This is a genomic window from Candidatus Formimonas warabiya (assembly GCF_002777255.1).
GTDB classification, from domain to species: Bacteria; Bacillota; Dehalobacteriia; order Dehalobacteriales; family Dehalobacteriaceae; genus Formimonas; species Formimonas warabiya.
Map to the genome: position 1 here is coordinate 4,873,699 of NZ_CP017634.1, position 20,259 is coordinate 4,893,957.

Below are 20,259 nucleotides of genomic sequence, written 5' to 3' on the forward strand. Positions count from 1 at the left end.
AATGGGTACAATGCCACAAATAAGTGCGTACTTGTTGCTTTCTTCACTAATACCCTATTATTATAGCATGATATCTGCTTTCGAGAAGGGTAAAATAGCAAAGAATCAAAGTAGAAGGAGTGGTTATACGTGAAAGTTGTTGCATTTAACGGAAGCCCGAGAACAAATGGAAATACGGCACAAAGCATTCGCATGGTACTAGAGGAATTAAAAAAGGAAGGCATTGAAACGGAATTTGTTCAATTAGGCGGGACGAAGGTTTTCGGATGCCTTTCCTGTGGGAAATGCTGGGAAACAAAAAACAATCGTTGTGCCCGGCAGGGAGACGAGATGAATACATTTATTCAGAAGATGCAGGAGGCAGATGGCATCATTATTGGTTCTCCCACTTATTTCAGTAATGTCAGTACGGAAGTAAAGGCGCTGATCGACCGCTGCGGTTTTGTATCAAAAGCAAATAACGGCAACATTCTCCGGGGAAAAGTAGGTGCTGCGGTGGTATCTGTGCGCAGAGCGGGATCCAATTTTACCTATGCTGCCATCAACTTCTTTTTCGGCATCGCCGAGATGGTTATTCCCGGCTCCAGCTACTGGAATATGACTTTATCATTAGAACCGGGCGACGTCCAAAAAGACCAGGAAGGGATCCAGACCTTTCAAACGCTGGGCAAAAACATGGCAAGACTATTAAAGCAGATTCATGCATAGGAAGACCATGCATGCTGAGGCGAGGAAAGGACTTGTTGTGAATCAGGGGAGATAAACATGATCTTTGGTTTTGGTTTCAGGAACAAGACTGTGAAAGAATTGAGAAAGAATAAAGGATATACAGTGATCGAACTGGCCAATCGGCTGAAATTAGAGAGTATAGAAATTAAACGTGTCGACGAACTCAAGTTAAAAGACGTTTCAGAGCCTTTACGGAGTAGGCTGGAGCCCATATTCCGAGGAGATGATTTTGACAAAATACCTTGGTGAAAAATTTTTCGGGCATGGGGCGCATTGTTAAAACTGACAAATATGGTAAAATATTACTAATAATTCTATTATGTTTATGTGGAGGTAAAAAGATGGAAGTAGATTTTATCAAAGGCTTAGAAAAAGCACTGGAGCATTTACCCAAACAAGGCGCTTTCCTTACGGTAAAAGATCAAGATCGCATCAATACCATGACCATCGGTTGGGGAAGCGTAGGTTTCATGTGGCAAAAGCCGGTCTTTATGGCGCTGGTGAGAAAATCAAGATATACCTATCAATTAATTGATCATGCCGACAGCTTTACCGTCAGCATTCCTTACGAAAAGGAAATGAAAAAAGCATTGACCATTTGTGGGACGATATCCGGCCGAGATAGGGATAAATGTAAAGAAGCCGGGATATCTTTTATCCCTTCTATAGCCGTTGGTTCCCCGGTCATCGCGGACTGCCGTCAGTACTATGAATGCAAGATCGTCTATAAGCAAGAGATGAATCCGGAAATGCTCATGCCCCAAATCCAAAAGGCGATGTATGCAGACAACGACTATCATACGCTATATTTCGGAGAAATAGTTGCCTGCTATGAAAAATAGGCTTGGCACCATCCCAATAAAACCACCTTCGGTGGTTTCTATTTTTGAGATGCATAATGGGAATATCTGAAAACAGGCAGAATACATATGTTTTATCATAGGAGAAGAAAATGGAAGAAGCGATCAAGCAAGGACAGAGTTTTGGGGGAGGGATCATTTGATGGATCGCGTAGGAATTGAAACATTAGACCCAAAGTTAGAGATGGAGGAAACGATGAGTGTGGCCGTGCTCAATGCGCCGGCGGATTACTGGGAGCGCATTGGCCGAAGCCCAAGTGATTTCATGATCCGGCAGCCGAGTTACGGCCGGCTGGACTTCATTCATCTCTTTGCCGTTAACAAGAAAATGCTTGAACAACAGTTGCGTCAATGGATTTACCTGCTGAAACCTGCAGGAATGATTTGGGTTTCCTGGCCAGAGAAGTCCTCTGAATTTATCAGCGATTTGGATGAGCAGGTGATTAGAGAGATGGCCGGGAAAATAAACTTGGTGGGTGTTAAGATTTGCTCTTACGATGAGACTTGGCGGGCGATAAAACTCGTCATCATGAAGGAAAAATCAGGCTGGCACAAGGGGTTAGGGCATCATGGGCATGGACGCGGCAGCAGCTTCACCCATCTTTGGAAAGGATTTTTGTCAAAAAGCCGATCATAGAAAAGGACTCGGTTGACGCAAGTTCTTAGCAAGTTTTAGAACTGCTAATACAGCGTGAGAACTGCAAATGCATGACTTAGTTGGCGTTTGACTCCCGCATATTTGGGGACATTCCGTTAGCGGTCAGGGGACACACCTCTTACAGAGGAATGTCCCCAATGAGTATGTCCCCTGACCGCTGATGGCGGGAGACTGAAGCAAGTTCTTGGTTTGGTTGCTTTTTACCAAACCTTAGAACTGCGAATACAGAGTAAGCCAAGTTAGTCAGGTTAAAAAATGTAAAGGGCCGGACAGTTATGGACTCCCATTGGTATGAATCATGCAACACATAAATAAGAATAGAGCAGAATGAAGTTCAATGGGAGTGCGGCATGTCAACAAATAAAAGGCGATATCTTTTATTCTTAATGATCCTGTTTTTGGCTGTTACCGGATGGTATCTTTATTGGGACTTTTCCGGCTTCTTCGCGTCCTGCGGCTTATATCAACCATATCCCGGTAATTTAATTAAACGGATTAATATTATGCTGGCAACCATGATGGTGTGGTCAGCCGGGAAAGACAGGTACGATTTAACAGACAACAGGCGCATGAAGGTTATTTTTTTGATATTATGGGGGGGAGAAGTTTCCTTTCTTCTGGGAAAAACCTTTGCCGGCATAGGATTCTTTGCGCTCTGTCAGTTTTTACTGATCCGAAGAAACGGTAGAGGACTGATCAGAAGTCTCAAGTGTGCCGGCGAAAAACAAAAAACTAAGCTCAAATTATTGGGGTTCATGATCGTATGTATTCCACTGGTAGCGGTCGCATTCTGTTATCCTTTGCTCAGGGGTCACTTATTTTTCATCGCTTTGTTCTATGAAGTGCTTCTGAGTATATCCTTATGGGTAGGATTAGCAAATTATCTAATAGGTCTATTTCCGAAAAAAAATGCAAAAATGGTTGCCTTAGGAATGATGTGTTTTTATTGGAGCGATTTCTTCATGGCACTTGGCCATATCATAGAGGTTAATCTTGTTTGGCTATTCGTCAACAGTGCTATTTGGATTCTTTATACCTGGGCCCTCCTTTTCCTTGCCTTGAGTTGTTATAAGTATCACAGCACGTGAGAAGTTCAGATTGTCACACTATTTCAAAGGAGGTGAATTTACATGTTTACACAGCACTGGATGTTGCGTGAAACCGCCCATTGCAAAGAAGGCTGCATAGGATAGTCCCGGGGAAGACGGTAAACTCCCCAAAAGCTCATTCCCACGAATGGGCTTTTTTACTTTCGCTCTGATGGAGGGGGAAAAGTTGTCGGCGCAAGATTGATTTTTGTTTCAATTGGGTATGCTAAATCATACCAGAATGAGTAGGAGGGATAGGTATGCATACCCGTAAAATAGCCATTATCATTTTAGTTTTCTTGGGAATTTTTTGCGCAAAGGAAGTTTTGGCGGATGCGGTGCGTGTCATCAGTTATGGGGCTGACCTGACCGATGCCCAAAGAGACAAGGTATATGGCATCTTTGGATTGGAGGAAGGGGAGAAAAAGGATATTGCCGTAACAGAGGTGAGCAATAAAGAAGAAAAGAAATACCTGGAGGGTTTAGTGGAACCAAAGGTGATCGGGTCGAAAGCTATTTCCTGCGCTTATGTGGAATTATTGGAAGCAGGTGCAGGCATTACGGTAAAAACCCACAATATTACTTGGGTTACTCCTGAAATGTACGCCAGCGCTTTAACGACCGGAGAAGTGAAAGATGCCAAGGTGGTTGCCGCCGCTCCATTTCCTGTTTCGGGAACGGCAGCTTTGACAGGGATTTTTAAGGCTTTTGAGGCTGCTACCGGAAAGAACCTGGATAGAGAGGCGAAAGTTGTCGCCAACGAAGAAATGGTACGTACCGGAGAAATCGGAGAAGCCATTGATAACAACCATAAAGCGGCTGATCTGGTGATTCGTATCAAAGAGGAAGTAATCAAAAGGAACTTAAGTGATCCCAGTGAAATTCGCCAGGTGGTGATCAATATTTCTCAGGACCTAAATGTGCAGCTGACGGAAAAGCAGATTCAGCAGTTGGTGTCGCTGATGCAAAAAATTAACGGCCTAAACTTAAGTGCCTCTGAAATCGGCACCCAGTTGGCGGATATCCGGTCCAAGCTGGATACCTTAGTCGCCCAAAGTCAAGGAATTAGAGGTTTCCTCCAGCGGATTCTGGATTTTTTGGCCCAAATCGTCAACGGCATTAAGTCTCTACTGAGTTAATGTAAGCCATTGACTTGTTGTCAGGCAGGAAAAGCCTATGGTATAATTAGGAAGAATTTTAACTTGGTGAGATAGGGGAGGTCTTCGGCACATGGATAAGATCAGAGTGCGTTTTGCCCCAAGTCCCACGGGGCCGTTACATATAGGAGGGGCCAGATCGGCTCTTTTTAATTATTTATTTGTCAAACAAAATCAGGGGGACTTTATCCTGCGCATGGAGGATACCGACTTGGACAGGTCCTCTAAAGAATCGGAAGAAAACATTAAGCGTTCTTTAAAATGGTTGGGCATTGAGTGGAATGAAGGAATAGATGTGGGCGGCCCTCATGGCCCTTACCGCCAAACGGAGCGTTTGGAGATTTATCAAAAAGCGGTGCACCGGTTGATCCAGGAGGGACAGGCCTATTTCTGCTACTGCTCTGAAGAAGAATGTGAAGCGGAACGACAGGAATTAATAGAAAAAGGAGAAACGCCCAGGTACTTGGGTAAGTGCCGCAACCTGACGGAAGAAGAGAAGAAAAAGTATGAGCAGGAAGGACGGCAGCCGGTGGTGCGTTTCCGGGTGCCGGACAACCATACCGTCACCATCCATGATCTGGTCCGGGGTGAAGTGTCTTTTGAGACGGCAGGAATGGGAGACTACATTATCGTCAAGTCCGACGGCATTCCTACCTATAATTTTGCCGTCGTCCTGGATGATGCCGACATGGGCATCACCCACGTCATACGGGGAGAAGAACATTTATCCAATACGCCCAGGCAGATTTTGATCTATGACGCCTTAGGCCTGCCGATGCCTCAATTTGCCCATATTTCTTTGATCTTAGGCAAAGACCGGTCTAAAATGAGCAAACGGCACGGGTCAACTTCTGTGGTGGCTTATCAGGAGCAAGGATACTTACCGGAAGCCCTGGTGAACTTTTTGGCTTTACTGGGATGGGCTCCGGAAGGAGAAGAAGAAATCTTCTCCATGGGCCAATTAATTGAAAAATTCAGCTTGGACCGGGTGTCCAAGAGTCCGGCGGTATTTGACATGGAAAAATTAAAGTGGATTAACGGCCACTATATCAGAAATACCGAGCCGGAAAAATTAAAGGCTCTGGCCATTCCTTATCTTCAAGAGGCGGGATTTATCGGTGCGGAGCTAGATGCGGACGAGTCGGCTTGGGTCAGTCTGGTCGTGGAAACGCTGCGCAATTATCTTTCCTGCCTGGAAGATCTTAAAGAACGGCTGGAAATATTCATGGGCCAGACGGTGCGCTTTGAAACGGAGGAGGCTAGAGCCATTCTCCAGGCGGAGCAGGTACCGACGGTGGTGAATCTGTTTGTAGCAAAAATCCGGGACAGTGAATCTGTTACAGCGGATTCGGTAAAAGGGATTTTGAAGCAAATTCGCAAAGAGACCAGTCTGGGGGGCAGCCAGGTTTTTATGCCGATCCGGGTGGCCCTGACCGGACAAATGCACGGGCCCGATCTGGATAAACTGGCCGCCATTTTGGGTAAAGAAGTGATCATTGCCCGGCTGAGGGATAGCGCGGCACAAATTGGCTATGCCATTGATTAATTTTTTTTATCCGGTTCCCGGACCCTGATATATCTTGACTATTTCCCCGTAATGGGGCTATAATTTTACGTAAAACTATCAAAAATATGTTTTATCGATCATGAAGGGAAAGAGTAAGCCGGATTGGCCTGCAGAGAGAATCCGCCGCCGGGTGTAAGCGGATTTAGGAACCAGTACGGTTGAAGTGCGTCCCGGAATCCATGGCCTGAAAGTGCTGCAAAGCCGTTAGGGCTGTGCGTGGCCTGCGTTAAGGGCGGCAAAGGAGGGGCTTTGGCCCAAACAGAGTGGAACCGCGGTGATCCCGTCTCTGTAGGCGACTACAGGGACGGGCTTTTTATTATTTTATTTTGGCACAGGTTGGGATTTTTTCCTGGGAACTTGTGGACTTTTTTAGACATAACATAGTAAATGTGGTATTCTAGAAAGGAGAATGTCCATGTTTAAACAATTGAGGGAAGATATTCAGGTTGTTTTTGACCGGGATCCGGCGGCAAAGAGCAAATGGGAGGTTTTACTCTGCTATCCGGGACTGCACGCGATTTGGATGCACCGCTTAGCCCATAAACTTTATAAAAAAGGATGGACTTTTTGGGCCAGATTTGTTTCCCATATCAACAGGTTTATTACGGGGATTGAGATTCATCCCGGTGCCCTTTTGGGGGAAGGACTGTTTATTGACCATGGCATGGGGATTGTGATTGGGGAAACGGCGGAAGTGGGAAAAAACGTCACCCTGTATAAAGGGGTTGTTCTGGGCGGCACCGGAAAAGAAAAAGGGAAACGGCACCCTACCATTGGCGACAATGTAGTGATCAGCAGCAATGCAACTGTTTTAGGATCCATTAAGATTGGAAATAATGTAAAGATTGGAGCGGGATCGGTGGTACTCAGGGAGGTCCCGGATAATTGCACGGTGGTAGGTGTTCCTGGACGGGTTGTGGTGCGTAACGGACGAAAAATTGGCGATGCGAAAATAACCACCATCGATTTGGAACATGCGGAGCTGCCCGATCCCATCGCGGAAATGCTGGCTTGCATGCAGCGGAGGATTGGGATTTTGGAGCACCGCTTATTGGAATTGGAGGGAAAGAAAGATGGCAGTCAAAGTATTTAATACCTTGACGAAAAAGAAAGAGGAATTAGTGACCCGGGACCCCGGCAAAGTGAGCATGTATGTGTGCGGGCCGACCACCTATAATTATATCCACCTGGGCAATGCCCGCCCCCTGGTGGCTTTTGATACAGTAAGACGCTATCTGAAATACCGGGGTTACGATGTCACATACGTACAGAATTTTACCGATGTGGACGATAAGATTATTAATAGGTCCCGGGAAGAAGGGGAAAGTCCGGCGGCATTAGCCCAAAAATATATTAACGCCTATTTTGAGGATGCGGATGCCTTAAATGTCTTAAGGGCGGATGTACATCCCCGGGTGACGGATCATATGGGTGAAATCATTCAAATGGTACAGGGGATTATGGAGAAGGGCCTGGCTTATGAAGTGGGGGGAAACGTCTACTTTGATGTGCGCAAGTTCTTCGGATACGGCAAGCTGTCCGGGCGGGACCTGGACGAGATGAAAGCGGGGGCCAGGGTAGATGTAGGGGAGGAAAAACAGGATCCTCTGGATTTTGCCCTGTGGAAAGCGGCCAAACCTGGGGAGCCCAGTTGGGATAGCCCCTGGGGCCAGGGACGGCCGGGGTGGCATATTGAATGTTCCGCCATGTCTTTAAAATATTTGGGCCCTGGTTTCGATATTCACGGGGGAGGAGCAGACCTGATTTTCCCCCACCATGAAAATGAAATCGCTCAAACAGAGGCTTTTTCCGGACAGCAGTTTGTGCGCTACTGGCTGCACAACGGCTTTATTACGGTAAACGAAGAAAAAATGTCTAAATCTTTGGGGAATTTTTTCTTGCTCAGGGATATCCTGGCCAGGTTCTCCCCGGACGTGATCCGGTTTTATCTTCTTTCCACCCACTATCGCAGCCCTTTGGATTTTGACGACCAAAAGCTGCACGTGGCGGAAAAGGGTCTGGAACGGATCCGTACCTCTTTGAGGCTGGTGGAGGATACTTTAAGGATGTGTAAGAAATCCCCGGATCAGGGACAAGCCGGAGCGGCAGGAGAATTGCAGCAGAAGCTGGATGCCATTAAGGCTGCTTTCATTGAAGCTATGGATGATGATTTTAACACTTCCCTGGCTATTGCCGCGGTATTTGATTTGAGCCGGGAGGCAAACAGTTTTATTAATGACAGCAGTTTTAAGCCGGGAAAAGCTGCGGTGCCGGTGCTGGAAAAGGCCCTCGGTATTTTTCATGAATTTCATGAGGTATTGGGGATGATTGAACCAAATAGACCGGCAGGAATACAAGATCAAGGTATGGATGAAAAGTTAATGGAAATAATTATCGATATCAGGCAAGAGGCCCGGAAAAAGAAGGATTGGGCTACCGCCGACGCCATCCGGGACCGGCTGAAAGCAGCGGGAATCATCCTGGAAGATACGCCCCATGGTGTGCGCTGGAAAAAGATTGATGGTGCCCATGAATAGGGAGACGCCGGAAAAGGTGGAATTGCTGCCTTCTTTAACCTTGGCTTATATCGGGGATGCCGTATATGAGCTCTGGGTCCGTGAGCATTTAGTGGCCCAAGGCTGCACCAAAGTGCATGATTTGCACCGGATGGCCATAAAATATGTGAATGCGGGAACCCAATCCAAATTGGTGGCCCAATTGGATGCCCTTTTAGATGAAAAAGAGGCCCAGGTTTTAAGGAGGGGCCGTAACGCCAAAAGCGGCCGGCAGCCAAAGCATATGGAGATGATTGATTACCGGCGGGCTACCGGATTGGAGGCCCTGGTAGGTTATTTGTATCTTGAGAAAAAACAGGAACGGCTGGAACAAATTTTTTCCTTGCTGGCCCAGTTGATCGAAGCAGAGCTGGCCGTGAAATAACCTGAAACAGCATCGGTTCCGGGAGGGAGAGAAATGAAGGTCACATTAATAAATCATACTCCGAACCCTGATGAAACAGTGGCGGCAGCAGCCCGCTTGTGCTATTCTCCTCTGGGGGCGGCAGAGATTAGGGAGAAGTTTTTACCAGGGGAAGCGGAAAGCTTTTTGAATAACCTGGTGGAGATGGGGCACTTGTCACCGGTGGAACATGTCTCCTTTACCTTTGCCATCGAAGGGGTGAGCCGGGTTTTGTCCCATCAGCTGGTGCGCCACAGAATTGGTGTATCCTATTCCCAAAAGTCCCAGCGTTATGTGAGAGAGAACCAATTTGAATATATCATTCCTCCCTCGATTCTGAAGAATCCGGAAGCGGAAAAAATATTCCGGGACAAGATGGGAGAAATTCAGCTGGCTTATAACGAATTAGCAAAGCTGGTTCCCCCGGAAGATGCCCGGTATGTTTTGCCCAATGCCACGGAGACGAAGCTGGTGGTGACCTATAACGCCCGCAGCTTATACCACTTTTTCCAGCTCCGGTGCTGTAAAAGAGCCCAATGGGAAATCCGCCATCTGGCGGAATTAATGCTGGAGGAAGTGAAGAAGGTGGCGCCAAGCCTTTTCAGTAAAGCGGGCCCTACCTGTGTTTCCCAGGGAATCTGTTTTGAGGGAAAGATGTCATGCGGCAGAGTTGCCAGCATTCGAAGCAGGAGTTGAGCGTATGCCCGAATTGATTGCGGGCCGCAACAGCGTGTTGGAGACGCTGAGGTCCGGAAGATCGGTGAACAAAGTTTATGTAGCCCAAGGAAGCCGGGAAGGCTCCATCCGGGAAATTATCGCTTTGGTAAAAGAGCGGGGAATTCCCTTGCAGGAGTCGGACCGGAGTGTTTTAGACAAGCTGACGGCAGAGAGACATCAAGGAGTAGTGGCGGAGGCTGCTCCTTATGAATACGTTGAGGTGGAAGACATCATTAAAAAGGCCCGGGATCGAGGAGAAGACCCCTTGGTGCTGATTTTGGCCGAATTGGAAGATCCCCATAATTTCGGCGCCATTCTACGGACTGCGGAAGCGGTGGGCGTACACGGGGTGATTATTCCCAAGCGGCGGGGCGTGCAATTGAATGCTACCGTAGCAAAAGTGTCCTCCGGCGCCGCTGAGTATGTGCCCGTGGCCCGGGTGCCGAACCTGGTCAACGCGGTAGAAAAGCTGAAGGAATTAGGCCTTTGGATTTCGGGGGCGGATATGGAAGGAGACAGTTCCTTATGGGCGGCCAATTTGACCGGACCTTTAGCCCTCATGATCGGGGGGGAAGGCCGGGGCATTCCCCGGCTCTTAAAGGAGAAATGTGATTTCCGGACCTATATTCCCATGAAAGGGGTTATTTCTTCCTTAAATGCTTCCGCCGCTGCCTCCGTGCTTTTATTTGAGGTGCTGCGCCAAAGGAGTAAAATGGGGGAATGAAGTGGGCGAAGAGATCCTGATCGTAGACGGCTATAATATTATTAACGCCTGGCCGGAATTAATCAAATTGAAAAACGAGAGTTTGGAACATGCCCGGGACAGATTGCTGGACCTTTTGTCCAACTTTCAAGGCAGCACCGGCTTTGTTGTTGTCGTCGTCTTTGATGCCCATCTCGTAAAAAGAGGCGTGGGCAGCAAGGAAAGCCTGCCCGGTTTAGAAATTATCTTTACCCAAGAAGGAGAAACCGCCGACTCTTGCATTGAGCGTTTAGTGACCCTGATGCCCCGCGATATTCGTATCACGGTGGCCACTTCCGATTGGGCCCAGCAGCGGCTGGTCATGGGGCAGGGGGCTTTGCGTTTGTCTGCCCGGGAACTATTAATGAGAATCAGGGAAGCGGAGAACCAGAGCCGCTCGTCCATGCAGCGTGGGCGTAAAAATAATACCACCATCCATGATGTGATCAGCGCCGATATCAAAGCTACTTTAGAAAAATGGCGCCGGGGAAAGTAATATTTATTTGGAAAGGAATGACCATGCGATGTATGAAGAGGAAAAGGATGTTCCGGAAACCGGAGAGAATAAGTCGTTTTTACCTCCTAATTTTATTCAAACCATCATTAACGACGATTTAAAAGAAAACAAAAATAACGGCCGGGTTCATACCAGGTTTCCTCCGGAACCAAACGGTTATTTACATATCGGACATGCCAAATCGGTTTGCCTGAATTTCGGTATCGCCGCCCAAAACGGCGGTTTATGCAATTTACGTTTTGATGATACCAATCCCAGCAAAGAAGAAGTAGAATACGTGGAATCCATTAAAACCGATGTACGGTGGCTGGGATTTGATTGGGAAGACCGCATGTATTATGCCTCGGATTATTTTGAAGAGCTTTACCGGTTTGCCGAACAACTAATTCAAGACGGTCAGGCATATGTCTGTGACTTAAGTGCCCAGGAGATCCGGGAATACCGGGGCACCTTGACGGAACCGGGCAAGGACAGTCCTTTCCGCAACCGTTCTGCGGAAGAAAACCTAAATCTATTTCGCCGCATGCGGACAGGCGAGTTTGCAGATGGCTCCCGGGTGCTGCGGGCGAAAATTGACATGGCCTCCCCCAATCTGAATATGCGTGATCCTGTGCTTTACCGCATCCAACGGGCTCATCACCACCGGACCGGGAATGACTGGTGCATCTATCCTATGTATGATTATGCCCATCCCCTGTCCGATGCTTTGGAAAAAATTACCCACTCCATTTGTACGCTGGAGTTTGAAAATCACCGTCCCTTGTATGACTGGGTGATCGAAGCCTGCCGGACGGATCCCCGGCCCCAACAGATTGAGTTTGCCCGGTTGAATCTTACCTATACGGTAATGAGCAAACGGAAGCTGCGGGAACTGGTGGAGCAGGGGTATGTGAGCGGGTGGGATGATCCCAGAATGCCCACCATTTCCGGACTGCGACGACGGGGCTACACGCCGGAAGCAATTAAAGATTTTTGTGACCGCATCGGGGTGGCCAAGAGCAACAGTACCGTCGATATCGCCATGCTGGAACACTGTATCAGAGAGGACTTGAATAAGCGGGCTCCCCGGGCCATGTGCGTCCTGCACCCCCTCCGGGTGGTGATTGAAAATTATCCGGAAGGCCAGGTGGAATGGTTAAAGGCGGAAATTAACCCGGAGGATCCCACCATGGGAACCCGGGAAGTGCCTTTTTCCCGCGTGATTTATATTGAGCAGGAAGATTTCATGGAAAATCCGCCGAAAAAATTTTTTCGCTTGTCTCCCGGAACGGAAGTACGGCTAAAACACGCCTATATCATTAAATGTGTCGACGTAGTAAAAGACGAAAAAACGGGGGAAATAGTGGAATTGAAATGTACTTATGACCCGGAGACAAAGAGCGGGATGGCGCAGGACCACCGAAAAGTAAAGGGTACCCTCCACTGGGTGTCCGCCGCTCATGCGGTTCCGGCTGAAATCCGGTTATATGAGAATCTTTTCTTAAAAGAAAACCCGGAAGAAGAGGACAGTGCCGATTTTAAGGCGAATTTAAATCCCCAATCCTTAACCCTGTTGAAATCATGTCTGGCGGAGCCCGGCCTGGCCCAAGGGATGCCGGGAAGCCGGTTTCAGTTCCTGAGACAAGGATATTTTTGTGTCGATCCAGATTCTACCAAGGATGTGCTGGTTTTCAACCGGATCGTATCCCTGAAAGACTCCTGGGCTAAGATCCAGCATGTTTAATTGGGGAAGATGCCAAATATTGAGCATGATCACGTAAATTGGCGCTTGTCACACGGATCACCTGCTATTGACTTTTCTGATTTCTCTCAGGTATAATAAGAATGTCCAAAAGACAGGCTACGTCTCATGTCTCCATAGGAAAGAGGGCATTGATGCCGGGAGATTGCTTACTACTGTGATGTATAGCTGTGAGGTACCATTACTTGTAGAAAATGGGGTGGGGACGAGAAGATGAGTGTGAATGTGCAGCGAGAAATATTTGACGGGTTTGGGATCATGGTGGATGAAGAAATTGTTGAATTGGCAAAGGATGGTGACATTGGCGCTCAAGAGTACTTGATCAATAAGTACAAAAATTTTGTACGGGCGAAAGCCAGATCATATTTTCTGATTGGCGCCGATCGGGAAGATATTATCCAAGAAGGTATGATTGGATTATACAAAGCGATTCGGGACTTTCGCTGTGACAAATTATCGTCTTTCCGGGCTTTTGCCGAACTGTGTATTACCCGGCAAATCATTACGGCCATTAAGACCGCGACCAGACAAAAGCACATTCCGCTTAATTCCTATGTGTCTTTGAATAAACCCATTTATGATGAGGATTCAGATCGTACCTTGCTGGATGTGATTTCCGGATCGAAAATCACCGACCCGGAAGAGCTGATCATCAGCAGGGAAGAATTTGATGATATTGAAGAAAAAATGGGAGAAATCTTGAGTTCCCTGGAGTGGAAAGTGTTGATGTATTACCTGGAAGGAAAGTCTTATCAGGAAATTGCCGTGGATTTGAAGAGACATGTGAAGTCCATCGATAATGCGTTACAGCGGGTAAAACGGAAACTGGAACGTTACTTGGAAAATAGAGAAGGAAGCTGCTGAGCCGGTCCAAAAGATCGGCTTTTTCACTGGCTTCCCCAGGTGCCAGCCCATAAACAATGAGAATCCGTAATCCGGCGTTGTTTTTTCCCGCAACCGGGTCCCGGGTGCCCATGCAGGGCCCGCGGGCCTTGATATTTCTTGGCACTTTTGGTAAGAAAATATCCTGGATAAATTCATTGACTTTTAAAATAGAAGTTGTTATAATGTGTTTTGTCAGTTGCGCCGACGTAGCTCAATTGGCAGAGCAGCTGACTTGTAATCAGCAGGTTGCGGGTTCGAGTCCCATCGTCGGCTCCAGTAAAGTTAAATAGTTTTTGCTTGAAACCATCTTGGTTTCTGGCGTATATATGGAGGGGTTCCCGAGTTGGCCAAAGGGGGCAGACTGTAAATCTGCTGGCTCCGCCTTCGCTGGTTCGAGTCCAGCCCCCTCCACCATCATCGCGGAGTGGAGCAGTTGGTAGCTCGTCGGGCTCATAACCCGAAGGTCAGAGGTTCAAGTCCTCTCTCCGCAACCAACCTGCCGCTGTAGCTCAGTAGGTAGAGCGCATCCTTGGTAAGGATGAGGTCACCAGTTCAATCCTGGTCAGTGGCTCCAAAGAAAATAATGGAGAAACGGGCATTACCCGTTTTTTTTAATCGGAAAAAGCTTATAATAGTGTCATAGGTATTCCGTCGCGGAGTGGAGCAGTTGGTAGCTCGTCGGGCTCATAACCCGAAGGCCGTGGGTTCAAGTCCCTCCTCCGCAACCAAGAAATGAATGCTTTCAGAGCAGCAACTCTGAAGGCTTTTTTATTTATCATGGTTAAAATCCTAAATTTAGTTTATACTAATATATAACAACTTTGGAAAAGGGGAGGTACCGTGAACAAAAAGGATCTATTGGAAAAAGGTGCAGTTTTGCAAAGGGATGGTGAAACTTTTGCCATTGCCCCGCATATCCCGGGAGGGATTGTTTCGGCGGATACTTTAAGAAGGATTGCCGATGTGGCGGACAAGTATCAAGCCCAGGCCTTAAAAATTACTTCATCTCAGCGGATTGCCATTGTGGGCCTCCGGGAAGAGGAAATTGACCAGGTGTGGAAGGATCTGGGCATGAAAGCGGGAGCGGCGATTGGGCTGTGTGTGCGCAGTGTCAAGTTTTGCCCGGGAACGACTTTCTGTAAAAGAGGACAGCAGGATTCTGTGGGGACAGGCATGAAATTGGATGAACTGTACCACGGCATGAACTTACCCAGCAAGCTGAAAATTGGGGTTAGCGGTTGCGCCAACTCCTGCGGGGAGAATCATGTCCGGGATATCGGCCTGATGGGTATGCCAAAGGGATTTAAAATTCAGGTAGGAGGGAAAGGTGGGGTTAAACCGAGACTGGGAGATACCTTATTTGAAAACGTAGACCAGAGGGATGTTTTTCCCATCATCGATAAAATCGTCAAGGTATATGCGGAAAATGCCAAAAAGCATGAAAGATTGGGTTCCCTCATCGATCGGATTGGCTTGGAGCAATTTAGAAGCCTGGTGGAATAGTAGTAAGTTTTTCTAAACCGGCGCGGAGCAATAAAGGGTTCCGGGAAACAGCATTAGGGCTTGTTGCATACTCAAGGAATGTAAAGAGAATTAATTTTCTATTATTTGGAGGAAATATGGGTTGTTTGTAGAATTTATATCCAAATTTCACGGAAGAAATGAAGCTAATTACAATTGTAATAAACAAATTATTTAATTAATAGGGGGGAAAAATTCATGGCTAAACAGAAATTTGAAAGAACGAAACCACACGTAAACGTGGGCACCATCGGTCACGTGGACCATGGCAAAACCACATTGACTGCAGCGATTACAATTTGTTTATCAAAGGTAGGGGGTGCCGTAGCTACGGCCTATGACCAGATTGACGCGGCGCCGGAAGAAAAAGCAAGAGGAATCACCATCAACACCGCTCACGTGGAATATCAGACGGAAAAAAGACACTATGCCCACGTAGACTGCCCGGGACACGCGGACTATGTAAAGAACATGATCACCGGCGCAGCCCAGATGGACGGCGCGATTCTGGTGGTATCGGCCGCTGACGGCCCCATGCCCCAGACCCGGGAACATATTCTCCTGGCCCGTCAGGTAGGGGTACCCTACATTGTGGTATTCCTGAACAAAGCAGACCAGGTTGATGATCCTGAATTGATGGAACTGGTAGAAATGGAAGTGCGGGAGCTCTTATCCGAATACGAATTTCCGGGAGACGAAATTCCCATTATCGCCGGATCCGCCCTCAAGGCCATGGAATGCGGCTGCGGCAAAAAAGAGTGCGAGGCCTGCGGCGCGATTTGGAAGCTGATGGATGCGGTAGATGAATACATTCCCACTCCGGAACGGGATAAAGACAAACCCTTCTTAATGCCTATTGAAGATGTCTTCACCATTACGGGCCGGGGCACAGTGGTTACCGGTCGTGTGGAAAGAGGCCAGGTGAAGGTGGGAGATACCGTCCACATCGTCGGTTTAATGGAAGAAAAGAAACAAACGGTGGTCACCGGTGTGGAAATGTTCCGGAAATTATTAGACTATGCAGAGGCAGGAGACAACGTGGGATGTCTGTTAAGAGGTGTAGAGCGTAAAGAAGTGGAGCGGGGACAAGTATTGGCTAAGCCGAACAGCATCCATCCCCACACCAAATTCCAAGGGGAAGTATACGTGCTGACCAAAGAAGAAGGCGGACGCCATACGCCGTTCTTCAATGGATACCGTCCCCAGTTCTATTTCCGGACCACAGACGTGACGGGAGTGGCTCATCTTCCCGAAGGAGTGGAAATGGTGATGCCGGGAGACAATATCCGGATGAACATCGAACTGATCACGCCCATTGCCATTGAAGAAGGACTGCGCTTCGCCATTCGTGAAGGCGGCCGTACAGTTGGTGCCGGTGTCGTCACAGCTATCAACAACGACTAAAAATGCGGGACAAGCTCCCGCATTTTTTTACCTGCCCATTTGTGTTTTTCATTTCTATCAAATCGAAACCCCGAATTCCCTGTTTTTTCCCGGTACCCGGAAACCGTCCCTTATCCGCGTATATAAGGGGAAATAATTGCAGACAATATTACTTGGATTTTTCGGTTCAGGTAAAAGTCTTGACACTAAATTTAATTTGTGTTAAATTATTCAAGGTAGTCTGTAAAATCAGGTTTTGCTAGGATTAGTTAGGAGGTGGCAACAATGCGTGTAGCGGCTACTTTGGCTTGTACTGAATGCAAGAGACGCAATTATATCACCAATAAAAATAAGAAAAATAATCCCGATCGTTTAGAAATGAAAAAATACTGCAGTTTCTGCAAGACTCATACTGTGCACAAGGAAACAAAATAGGCACAACGACTTTGTTATAAGGATGTGAGCTCATGGTTGCTGGTAAGGTTGCAGCTGGCTCGATAAAAAAAGTAGGATTAAGAGAAAGATCAGGTAAGTTTCTCCGGGGAGTTTGGGCTGAACTGAAAAAAGTTCACTGGCCCGACCGGAAACAAATTATGGTATATACCTCGGTGGTATTAGCGTCAGTATTTATTATTGGATTTGTCATCTGGATTGTGGATTCCTGTCTGACATTTATTCTTAACCGAGTGTTATAGGAAGTCTTTTCCTAAAAGCTTTTAAGGGGGTGAGGGACCTATATTGGTGTAGGTTCCCTTATGTTATGCTAAAACAATGGTATGTGATACATACTTACGCGGGATATGAGAATAAAGTCAAAGCCAACCTGGAAAAAAGGGTAGATTCCATGAATATGGGAGAAAATATTTTCCGGGTGATTGTACCGATGGAAGACGAGGTACAGGTGAAAGACGGGAAAAAGAAGGTTACCAAACGGAAAGTATATCCGGGATATGTCCTGGTAGAAATGAATATGACGGACGATTCCTGGTATGTGGTAAGAAACACGCCGGGGGTAACGGGATTTGTCGGTACCGGTTCCAAACCGGTTCCTTTACGTGACGAAGAGGCCCGGCATATTCTGAAACAAATGGGTGTGATTGAACCCAAAGTAAAAGTAAACTTTATGCTCGGGGAAAGTGTGCGGGTTTCCAGTGGGCCTTTTGAAAATTTCGTCGGCAATGTAGAAGAGATTTATCCCGAAAAGGGTAAATTAAGAGTAATGGTATCTATGTTCGGAAGAGAAACACCTGTAGAATTAGAGTTTTCGCAAGTGGAAAAGATGTAAAGGACTAGCGGTCTAAAAAAGTGGGAGGGGGTAATGCCCCGGAAAACCACAAACTGAGTAAGGAGGTGTTGGTCATGGCGAAAAAAGTAATGGCGATGGTGAAACTGCAAATTCCTGGCGGGAAAGCGAATCCGGCTCCGCCTGTAGGTCCTGCTTTGGGTCAGCATGGTGTGAATATTATGGCCTTTTGTAAAGAATTTAATGAAAGAACAGCCAAAGAACCAGGCTTAATTATCCCGGCAGAGATTACGATTTATGCGGACCGTTCTTTTTCTTTTGTTCTGAAAACCCCGCCCGCGGCTGTTTTATTAAAGAAGGCGGCCGGCATTGAAAGTGGTTCAGGAGAACCGAATAAGAAAAAAGTAGCAAAGTTGACACGATCTAAAGTTCAGGAAATTGCGGAAATGAAAATGAAGGATTTAAATGCGGCAGATGTCCCTGCAGCGATGCGGATGATTGAAGGCACTGCCAGAAGCATGGGGATTACTATTGTAGATTAATTCCTACCCCTAGTGGGAGGAAGAACTCTTCCGAAATTACCACAGAGGAGGTTGCAATAAAATGCCGAAACATGGCAAGAAGTATCAAGAATTATTAAAAGCTTTTGACCGGAATACTTTTTATGATCCCCAGGAAGCCCTGGAAATCGTCAAAAAGACTGCACCGGCCAAATTTGATGAAACCGTTGAAGTGGCGGTGCGGCTGAATTTGGATCCCCGACAAGCCGATCAGCAGATCCGTGGTGCGGTGGTACTGCCCCATGGAACAGGAAAAAGCCGCAGTGTTTTAGTCTTTGCCAAAGGGGAAAAGGCAAAGGAAGCGGAAGAAGCTGGTGCTGACTTTGTTGGTGCCGAAGATATGGTAGAAAAAATTCAGGGCGGCTGGTTTGGTTTTGACGTGGCTGTGGCAACCCCGGATATGATGGGTACGGTAGGTAAATTGGGCCGTTTGCTGGGCCCCAAAGGTTTAATGCCCAATCCCAAAACCGGTACGGTGACCATGGATGTAACCCGGGCGATCAAGGAAATTAAAGCCGGTAAAATTGAGTACCGCCTGGATAAAGCTGCTATTATTCATGCACCTCTTGGGAAGGTATCTTTTGAAGCGGACAAACTTTTCGACAACTATGTCACGCTGGTGGATGTATTAATAAAAGCAAAACCGGCTGCGGCCAAAGGACAGTACGTGAAAAGCATTACCGTTTCATCAACCATGGGAGCCGGGGTCCGGGTGAATCCTTTAAAACCTACGGGTAAGTAAAGAAAACTGTTTTCAGTTGACATTCCGGCAGATTCGTGGTATGTTTGAGGAAACTTCATAAAGATAAACTGACTGTAGACAGTAGGTGCCGCAGGGCATAAAGGGAAACCGCCTACCGAGGTTAGGGGAATGATCGTCCAAGGTAATGATAACCCCTGCATGTCTGCAGGGGTTTAATTATTTTTGTGAAAGATGCGTGGGAGGAGGTGGAAACGTGACCCATAAACCTCAAGTTATCAAAAAGGAAGAGGAAATCAGCGCATTAAGCCAGCATTTGACCCAATCTTCCATTGCCGTTTTAACCGATTACCGGGGGCTTGATGTTGCTGAAGTGACAGAATTAAGAAGTAAACTAAGAGAGGCCGGGGTTAAATACAAGGTTGCCAAAAATACATTAATTAGACTGGCCGCTCATGAACTGGGTATTGTGGACCTTGATAAATACCTGGAAGGACCTACGGCGGTAGCCTTCAGTGCCGATCCGGTGGCCGTAGCGAAAATTTTAGTGGAATTTGCCAAAACCCATAATGACCTGGAAATCAAGTCCGGCCTTTTGGACAAAAAGGTTGTTAACGCGGAAGACATTCGGAATTTGGCGAAACTGCCGCCGCGGGAGGTATTGTTAGGGCAAGTATTAGGGGCAATGCAATCTCCCATGGCTGGTTTTGCCGGATCCTTGGCCGGTGTGCTGAGAAAATTTGTTTATGCTCTTGATCAAATCAGGGAACAAAAAGCGGGAGCATAAAGAAGCTTCAAACGAAAAGAATTATATTTTATATTTGAGGAGGAAAAGATAAATGTCCAAAGTTGCTGAGATTTTAGAAGCCGTAAAAGGTATGACTGTTTTAGAACTTGCTGAGCTGGTAAAAGCTTTTGAAGAAGAATTTGGTGTTAGTGCCGCTGCTCCTGTCGCTGTTGCTGCTGCCCCTGCTGCGGGTGCTGCTGCTGCCGAGCCGGTGGAAGAACAAACGGAATTTGATGTGATTTTAGCTGCCGCTGGAGAAAAGAAAATCAACGTAATTAAGGTTGTCCGTGAAATCACTGCTCTGGGCTTGAAAGAAGCGAAGGATCTGGTTGACGGCGCTCCCAAGCCTGTGAAAGAAAAGGTCAGCAAAGAAGAAGCGGAAAGCATTAAGGCCAAATTGGTTGAAGCCGGTGCCACGGTAGAAATTAAATAGTTAAAAAGATGCT

Annotated in this window: 24 protein-coding genes, 5 tRNA genes and 2 other annotated features; all 29 genes read left to right on the forward strand. The window is 47.0% G+C overall.

Annotation, left to right across the window (positions count from 1 at the left end; translation table 11 throughout):
- Window positions 1-129 precede the first annotated feature (129 nt).
- The 29 genes from DCMF_RS22110 (at window position 130) to rplL (ending at window position 20,246) form a co-directional block, all read left to right on the forward strand.
- Window positions 130-708, forward strand: a complete 579-nt coding sequence (locus DCMF_RS22110; protein ID WP_148136429.1) for a flavodoxin family protein — start codon at window positions 130-132, stop codon at window positions 706-708.
- Window positions 709-765: 57 nt separating this feature from the next.
- Window positions 766-978, forward strand: a complete 213-nt coding sequence (locus tag DCMF_RS22115; RefSeq protein WP_148136430.1) for a transcriptional regulator — start codon at window positions 766-768, stop codon at window positions 976-978.
- 92 nt (window positions 979-1,070) lie between these two features.
- Window positions 1,071-1,571: a flavin reductase family protein gene (locus DCMF_RS22120; RefSeq protein ID WP_148136431.1), complete on the forward strand. Its 501-nt coding sequence runs from the start codon at window positions 1,071-1,073 to the stop codon at window positions 1,569-1,571.
- A gap of 160 nt (window positions 1,572-1,731) precedes the next feature.
- Window positions 1,732-2,226, forward strand: coding sequence for a DUF3052 domain-containing protein (locus DCMF_RS22125; RefSeq protein ID WP_148136432.1), 495 nt, complete (start codon window positions 1,732-1,734; stop codon window positions 2,224-2,226).
- Window positions 2,227-2,597: 371 nt separating this feature from the next.
- Complete coding sequence (locus DCMF_RS22130; RefSeq protein ID WP_148136433.1) at window positions 2,598-3,335, forward strand: hypothetical protein; 738 nt, start codon at window positions 2,598-2,600, stop codon at window positions 3,333-3,335.
- 260 nt (window positions 3,336-3,595) lie between these two features.
- On the forward strand, window positions 3,596-4,474 hold the full coding sequence (locus DCMF_RS22135; RefSeq protein WP_148136434.1) for a DUF1002 domain-containing protein: 879 nt from the start codon (window positions 3,596-3,598) through the stop codon (window positions 4,472-4,474).
- A 91-nt stretch (window positions 4,475-4,565) separates the two neighbouring features.
- Window positions 4,566-6,038: a glutamate--tRNA ligase gene (gene gltX, locus DCMF_RS22140; RefSeq protein WP_148136435.1), complete on the forward strand. Its 1,473-nt coding sequence runs from the start codon at window positions 4,566-4,568 to the stop codon at window positions 6,036-6,038.
- Window positions 6,039-6,129: 91 nt separating this feature from the next.
- Window positions 6,130-6,350, forward strand: a binding site (T-box leader).
- Window positions 6,351-6,468: 118 nt separating this feature from the next.
- Window positions 6,469-7,152: a serine O-acetyltransferase gene (gene cysE / locus DCMF_RS22145; protein WP_148136436.1), complete on the forward strand. Its 684-nt coding sequence runs from the start codon at window positions 6,469-6,471 to the stop codon at window positions 7,150-7,152.
- Window positions 7,133-8,596: a cysteine--tRNA ligase gene (gene cysS / locus DCMF_RS22150; protein WP_148136437.1), complete on the forward strand. Its 1,464-nt coding sequence runs from the start codon at window positions 7,133-7,135 to the stop codon at window positions 8,594-8,596. The genes cysE and cysS overlap by 20 nt, the downstream gene beginning before the upstream one ends.
- On the forward strand, window positions 8,556-8,999 hold the full coding sequence (locus DCMF_RS22155) for a Mini-ribonuclease 3 (protein ID WP_269467152.1): 444 nt from the start codon (window positions 8,556-8,558) through the stop codon (window positions 8,997-8,999). Before cysS ends, DCMF_RS22155 begins: the two co-directional genes overlap by 41 nt.
- A 33-nt stretch (window positions 9,000-9,032) precedes the next feature.
- Window positions 9,033-9,713 carry an FAD-dependent thymidylate synthase gene (gene thyX / locus DCMF_RS22160; protein ID WP_148136438.1) on the forward strand — a complete coding sequence of 227 codons (681 nt, stop codon included), beginning with the start codon at window positions 9,033-9,035 and terminating at the stop codon, window positions 9,711-9,713.
- A 4-nt stretch (window positions 9,714-9,717) separates the two neighbouring features.
- Complete coding sequence (gene rlmB, locus DCMF_RS22165; RefSeq protein ID WP_148136439.1) at window positions 9,718-10,458, forward strand: 23S rRNA (guanosine(2251)-2'-O)-methyltransferase RlmB; 741 nt, start codon at window positions 9,718-9,720, stop codon at window positions 10,456-10,458.
- A 1-nt stretch (window position 10,459) separates the two neighbouring features.
- Window positions 10,460-10,972: an NYN domain-containing protein gene (locus DCMF_RS22170; RefSeq protein WP_214658810.1), complete on the forward strand. Its 513-nt coding sequence runs from the start codon at window positions 10,460-10,462 to the stop codon at window positions 10,970-10,972.
- Window positions 10,973-11,000: 28 nt separating this feature from the next.
- Window positions 11,001-12,716, forward strand: a complete 1,716-nt coding sequence (locus DCMF_RS22175) for a glutamine--tRNA ligase/YqeY domain fusion protein (protein WP_148136441.1) — start codon at window positions 11,001-11,003, stop codon at window positions 12,714-12,716.
- 231 nt (window positions 12,717-12,947) lie between these two features.
- Complete coding sequence (gene sigH / locus DCMF_RS22180) at window positions 12,948-13,598, forward strand: RNA polymerase sporulation sigma factor SigH (protein WP_148136442.1); 651 nt, start codon at window positions 12,948-12,950, stop codon at window positions 13,596-13,598.
- A 221-nt stretch (window positions 13,599-13,819) separates the two neighbouring features.
- A tRNA-Thr gene (locus DCMF_RS22185) sits at window positions 13,820-13,895 on the forward strand.
- Window positions 13,896-13,947: 52 nt separating this feature from the next.
- Window positions 13,948-14,033, forward strand: a tRNA-Tyr gene (locus DCMF_RS22190).
- 4 nt (window positions 14,034-14,037) lie between these two features.
- A tRNA-Met gene (locus DCMF_RS22195) sits at window positions 14,038-14,113 on the forward strand.
- Between the two features lie 4 nt (window positions 14,114-14,117).
- Window positions 14,118-14,193, forward strand: a tRNA-Thr gene (locus DCMF_RS22200).
- Window positions 14,194-14,271: 78 nt separating this feature from the next.
- Window positions 14,272-14,347, forward strand: a tRNA-Met gene (locus DCMF_RS22205).
- Window positions 14,348-14,459: 112 nt separating this feature from the next.
- Window positions 14,460-15,122: a nitrite/sulfite reductase domain-containing protein gene (locus tag DCMF_RS22210; RefSeq protein ID WP_148136443.1), complete on the forward strand. Its 663-nt coding sequence runs from the start codon at window positions 14,460-14,462 to the stop codon at window positions 15,120-15,122.
- Window positions 15,123-15,338: 216 nt separating this feature from the next.
- Window positions 15,339-16,544, forward strand: coding sequence for an elongation factor Tu (gene tuf, locus DCMF_RS22215; RefSeq protein ID WP_148136444.1), 1,206 nt, complete (start codon window positions 15,339-15,341; stop codon window positions 16,542-16,544).
- 264 nt (window positions 16,545-16,808) lie between these two features.
- Complete coding sequence (gene rpmG, locus DCMF_RS22220; RefSeq protein WP_148136445.1) at window positions 16,809-16,958, forward strand: 50S ribosomal protein L33; 150 nt, start codon at window positions 16,809-16,811, stop codon at window positions 16,956-16,958.
- 32 nt (window positions 16,959-16,990) lie between these two features.
- Entirely contained in the window at window positions 16,991-17,218 is a 228-nt protein-coding gene (gene secE, locus DCMF_RS22225; RefSeq protein WP_148136446.1) for a preprotein translocase subunit SecE, read from the forward strand.
- 65 nt (window positions 17,219-17,283) lie between these two features.
- Window positions 17,284-17,808, forward strand: a complete 525-nt coding sequence (gene nusG / locus DCMF_RS22230; protein WP_148136447.1) for a transcription termination/antitermination protein NusG — start codon at window positions 17,284-17,286, stop codon at window positions 17,806-17,808.
- A gap of 74 nt (window positions 17,809-17,882) precedes the next feature.
- Complete coding sequence (gene rplK / locus DCMF_RS22235; protein WP_148136448.1) at window positions 17,883-18,308, forward strand: 50S ribosomal protein L11; 426 nt, start codon at window positions 17,883-17,885, stop codon at window positions 18,306-18,308.
- 61 nt (window positions 18,309-18,369) lie between these two features.
- Complete coding sequence (gene rplA, locus DCMF_RS22240; RefSeq protein ID WP_148136449.1) at window positions 18,370-19,068, forward strand: 50S ribosomal protein L1; 699 nt, start codon at window positions 18,370-18,372, stop codon at window positions 19,066-19,068.
- Window positions 19,069-19,122: 54 nt separating this feature from the next.
- Window positions 19,123-19,255: a sequence feature (ribosomal protein L10 leader region), on the forward strand.
- A 27-nt stretch (window positions 19,256-19,282) separates the two neighbouring features.
- Window positions 19,283-19,813, forward strand: coding sequence for a 50S ribosomal protein L10 (rplJ, locus tag DCMF_RS22245; RefSeq protein WP_418219609.1), 531 nt, complete (start codon window positions 19,283-19,285; stop codon window positions 19,811-19,813).
- 52 nt (window positions 19,814-19,865) lie between these two features.
- Entirely contained in the window at window positions 19,866-20,246 is a 381-nt protein-coding gene (gene rplL, locus DCMF_RS22250; protein ID WP_148136451.1) for a 50S ribosomal protein L7/L12, read from the forward strand.
- The last annotated feature ends 13 nt before the right edge of the window (window positions 20,247-20,259 follow it).

Coding starts and splice junctions, on each gene's coding strand:
- DCMF_RS22115 (WP_148136430.1), top strand. CDS start 766: ATGATCTTTGGTTTTGGTTTCAGGAACAAGACTGTGAAAGAATTGAGA.
- DCMF_RS22120 (WP_148136431.1), top strand. CDS start 1,071: ATGGAAGTAGATTTTATCAAAGGCTTAGAAAAAGCACTGGAGCATTTA.
- DCMF_RS22125 (WP_148136432.1), top strand. CDS start 1,732: ATGGATCGCGTAGGAATTGAAACATTAGACCCAAAGTTAGAGATGGAG.
- DCMF_RS22130 (WP_148136433.1), top strand. CDS start 2,598: ATGTCAACAAATAAAAGGCGATATCTTTTATTCTTAATGATCCTGTTT.
- DCMF_RS22135 (WP_148136434.1), top strand. CDS start 3,596: ATGCATACCCGTAAAATAGCCATTATCATTTTAGTTTTCTTGGGAATT.
- gltX (WP_148136435.1), top strand. CDS start 4,566: ATGGATAAGATCAGAGTGCGTTTTGCCCCAAGTCCCACGGGGCCGTTA.
- cysE (WP_148136436.1), top strand. CDS start 6,469: ATGTCCATGTTTAAACAATTGAGGGAAGATATTCAGGTTGTTTTTGAC.
- cysS (WP_148136437.1), top strand. CDS start 7,133: ATGGCAGTCAAAGTATTTAATACCTTGACGAAAAAGAAAGAGGAATTA.
- DCMF_RS22155 (WP_269467152.1), top strand. CDS start 8,556: ATGGTGTGCGCTGGAAAAAGATTGATGGTGCCCATGAATAGGGAGACG.
- thyX (WP_148136438.1), top strand. CDS start 9,033: ATGAAGGTCACATTAATAAATCATACTCCGAACCCTGATGAAACAGTG.
- rlmB (WP_148136439.1), top strand. CDS start 9,718: ATGCCCGAATTGATTGCGGGCCGCAACAGCGTGTTGGAGACGCTGAGG.
- DCMF_RS22175 (WP_148136441.1), top strand. CDS start 11,001: ATGTATGAAGAGGAAAAGGATGTTCCGGAAACCGGAGAGAATAAGTCG.
- sigH (WP_148136442.1), top strand. CDS start 12,948: ATGAGTGTGAATGTGCAGCGAGAAATATTTGACGGGTTTGGGATCATG.
- tuf (WP_148136444.1), top strand. CDS start 15,339: ATGGCTAAACAGAAATTTGAAAGAACGAAACCACACGTAAACGTGGGC.
- rpmG (WP_148136445.1), top strand. CDS start 16,809: ATGCGTGTAGCGGCTACTTTGGCTTGTACTGAATGCAAGAGACGCAAT.
- secE (WP_148136446.1), top strand. CDS start 16,991: ATGGTTGCTGGTAAGGTTGCAGCTGGCTCGATAAAAAAAGTAGGATTA.
- nusG (WP_148136447.1), top strand. CDS start 17,284: ATGCTAAAACAATGGTATGTGATACATACTTACGCGGGATATGAGAAT.
- rplK (WP_148136448.1), top strand. CDS start 17,883: ATGGCGAAAAAAGTAATGGCGATGGTGAAACTGCAAATTCCTGGCGGG.
- rplA (WP_148136449.1), top strand. CDS start 18,370: ATGCCGAAACATGGCAAGAAGTATCAAGAATTATTAAAAGCTTTTGAC.
- rplL (WP_148136451.1), top strand. CDS start 19,866: ATGTCCAAAGTTGCTGAGATTTTAGAAGCCGTAAAAGGTATGACTGTT.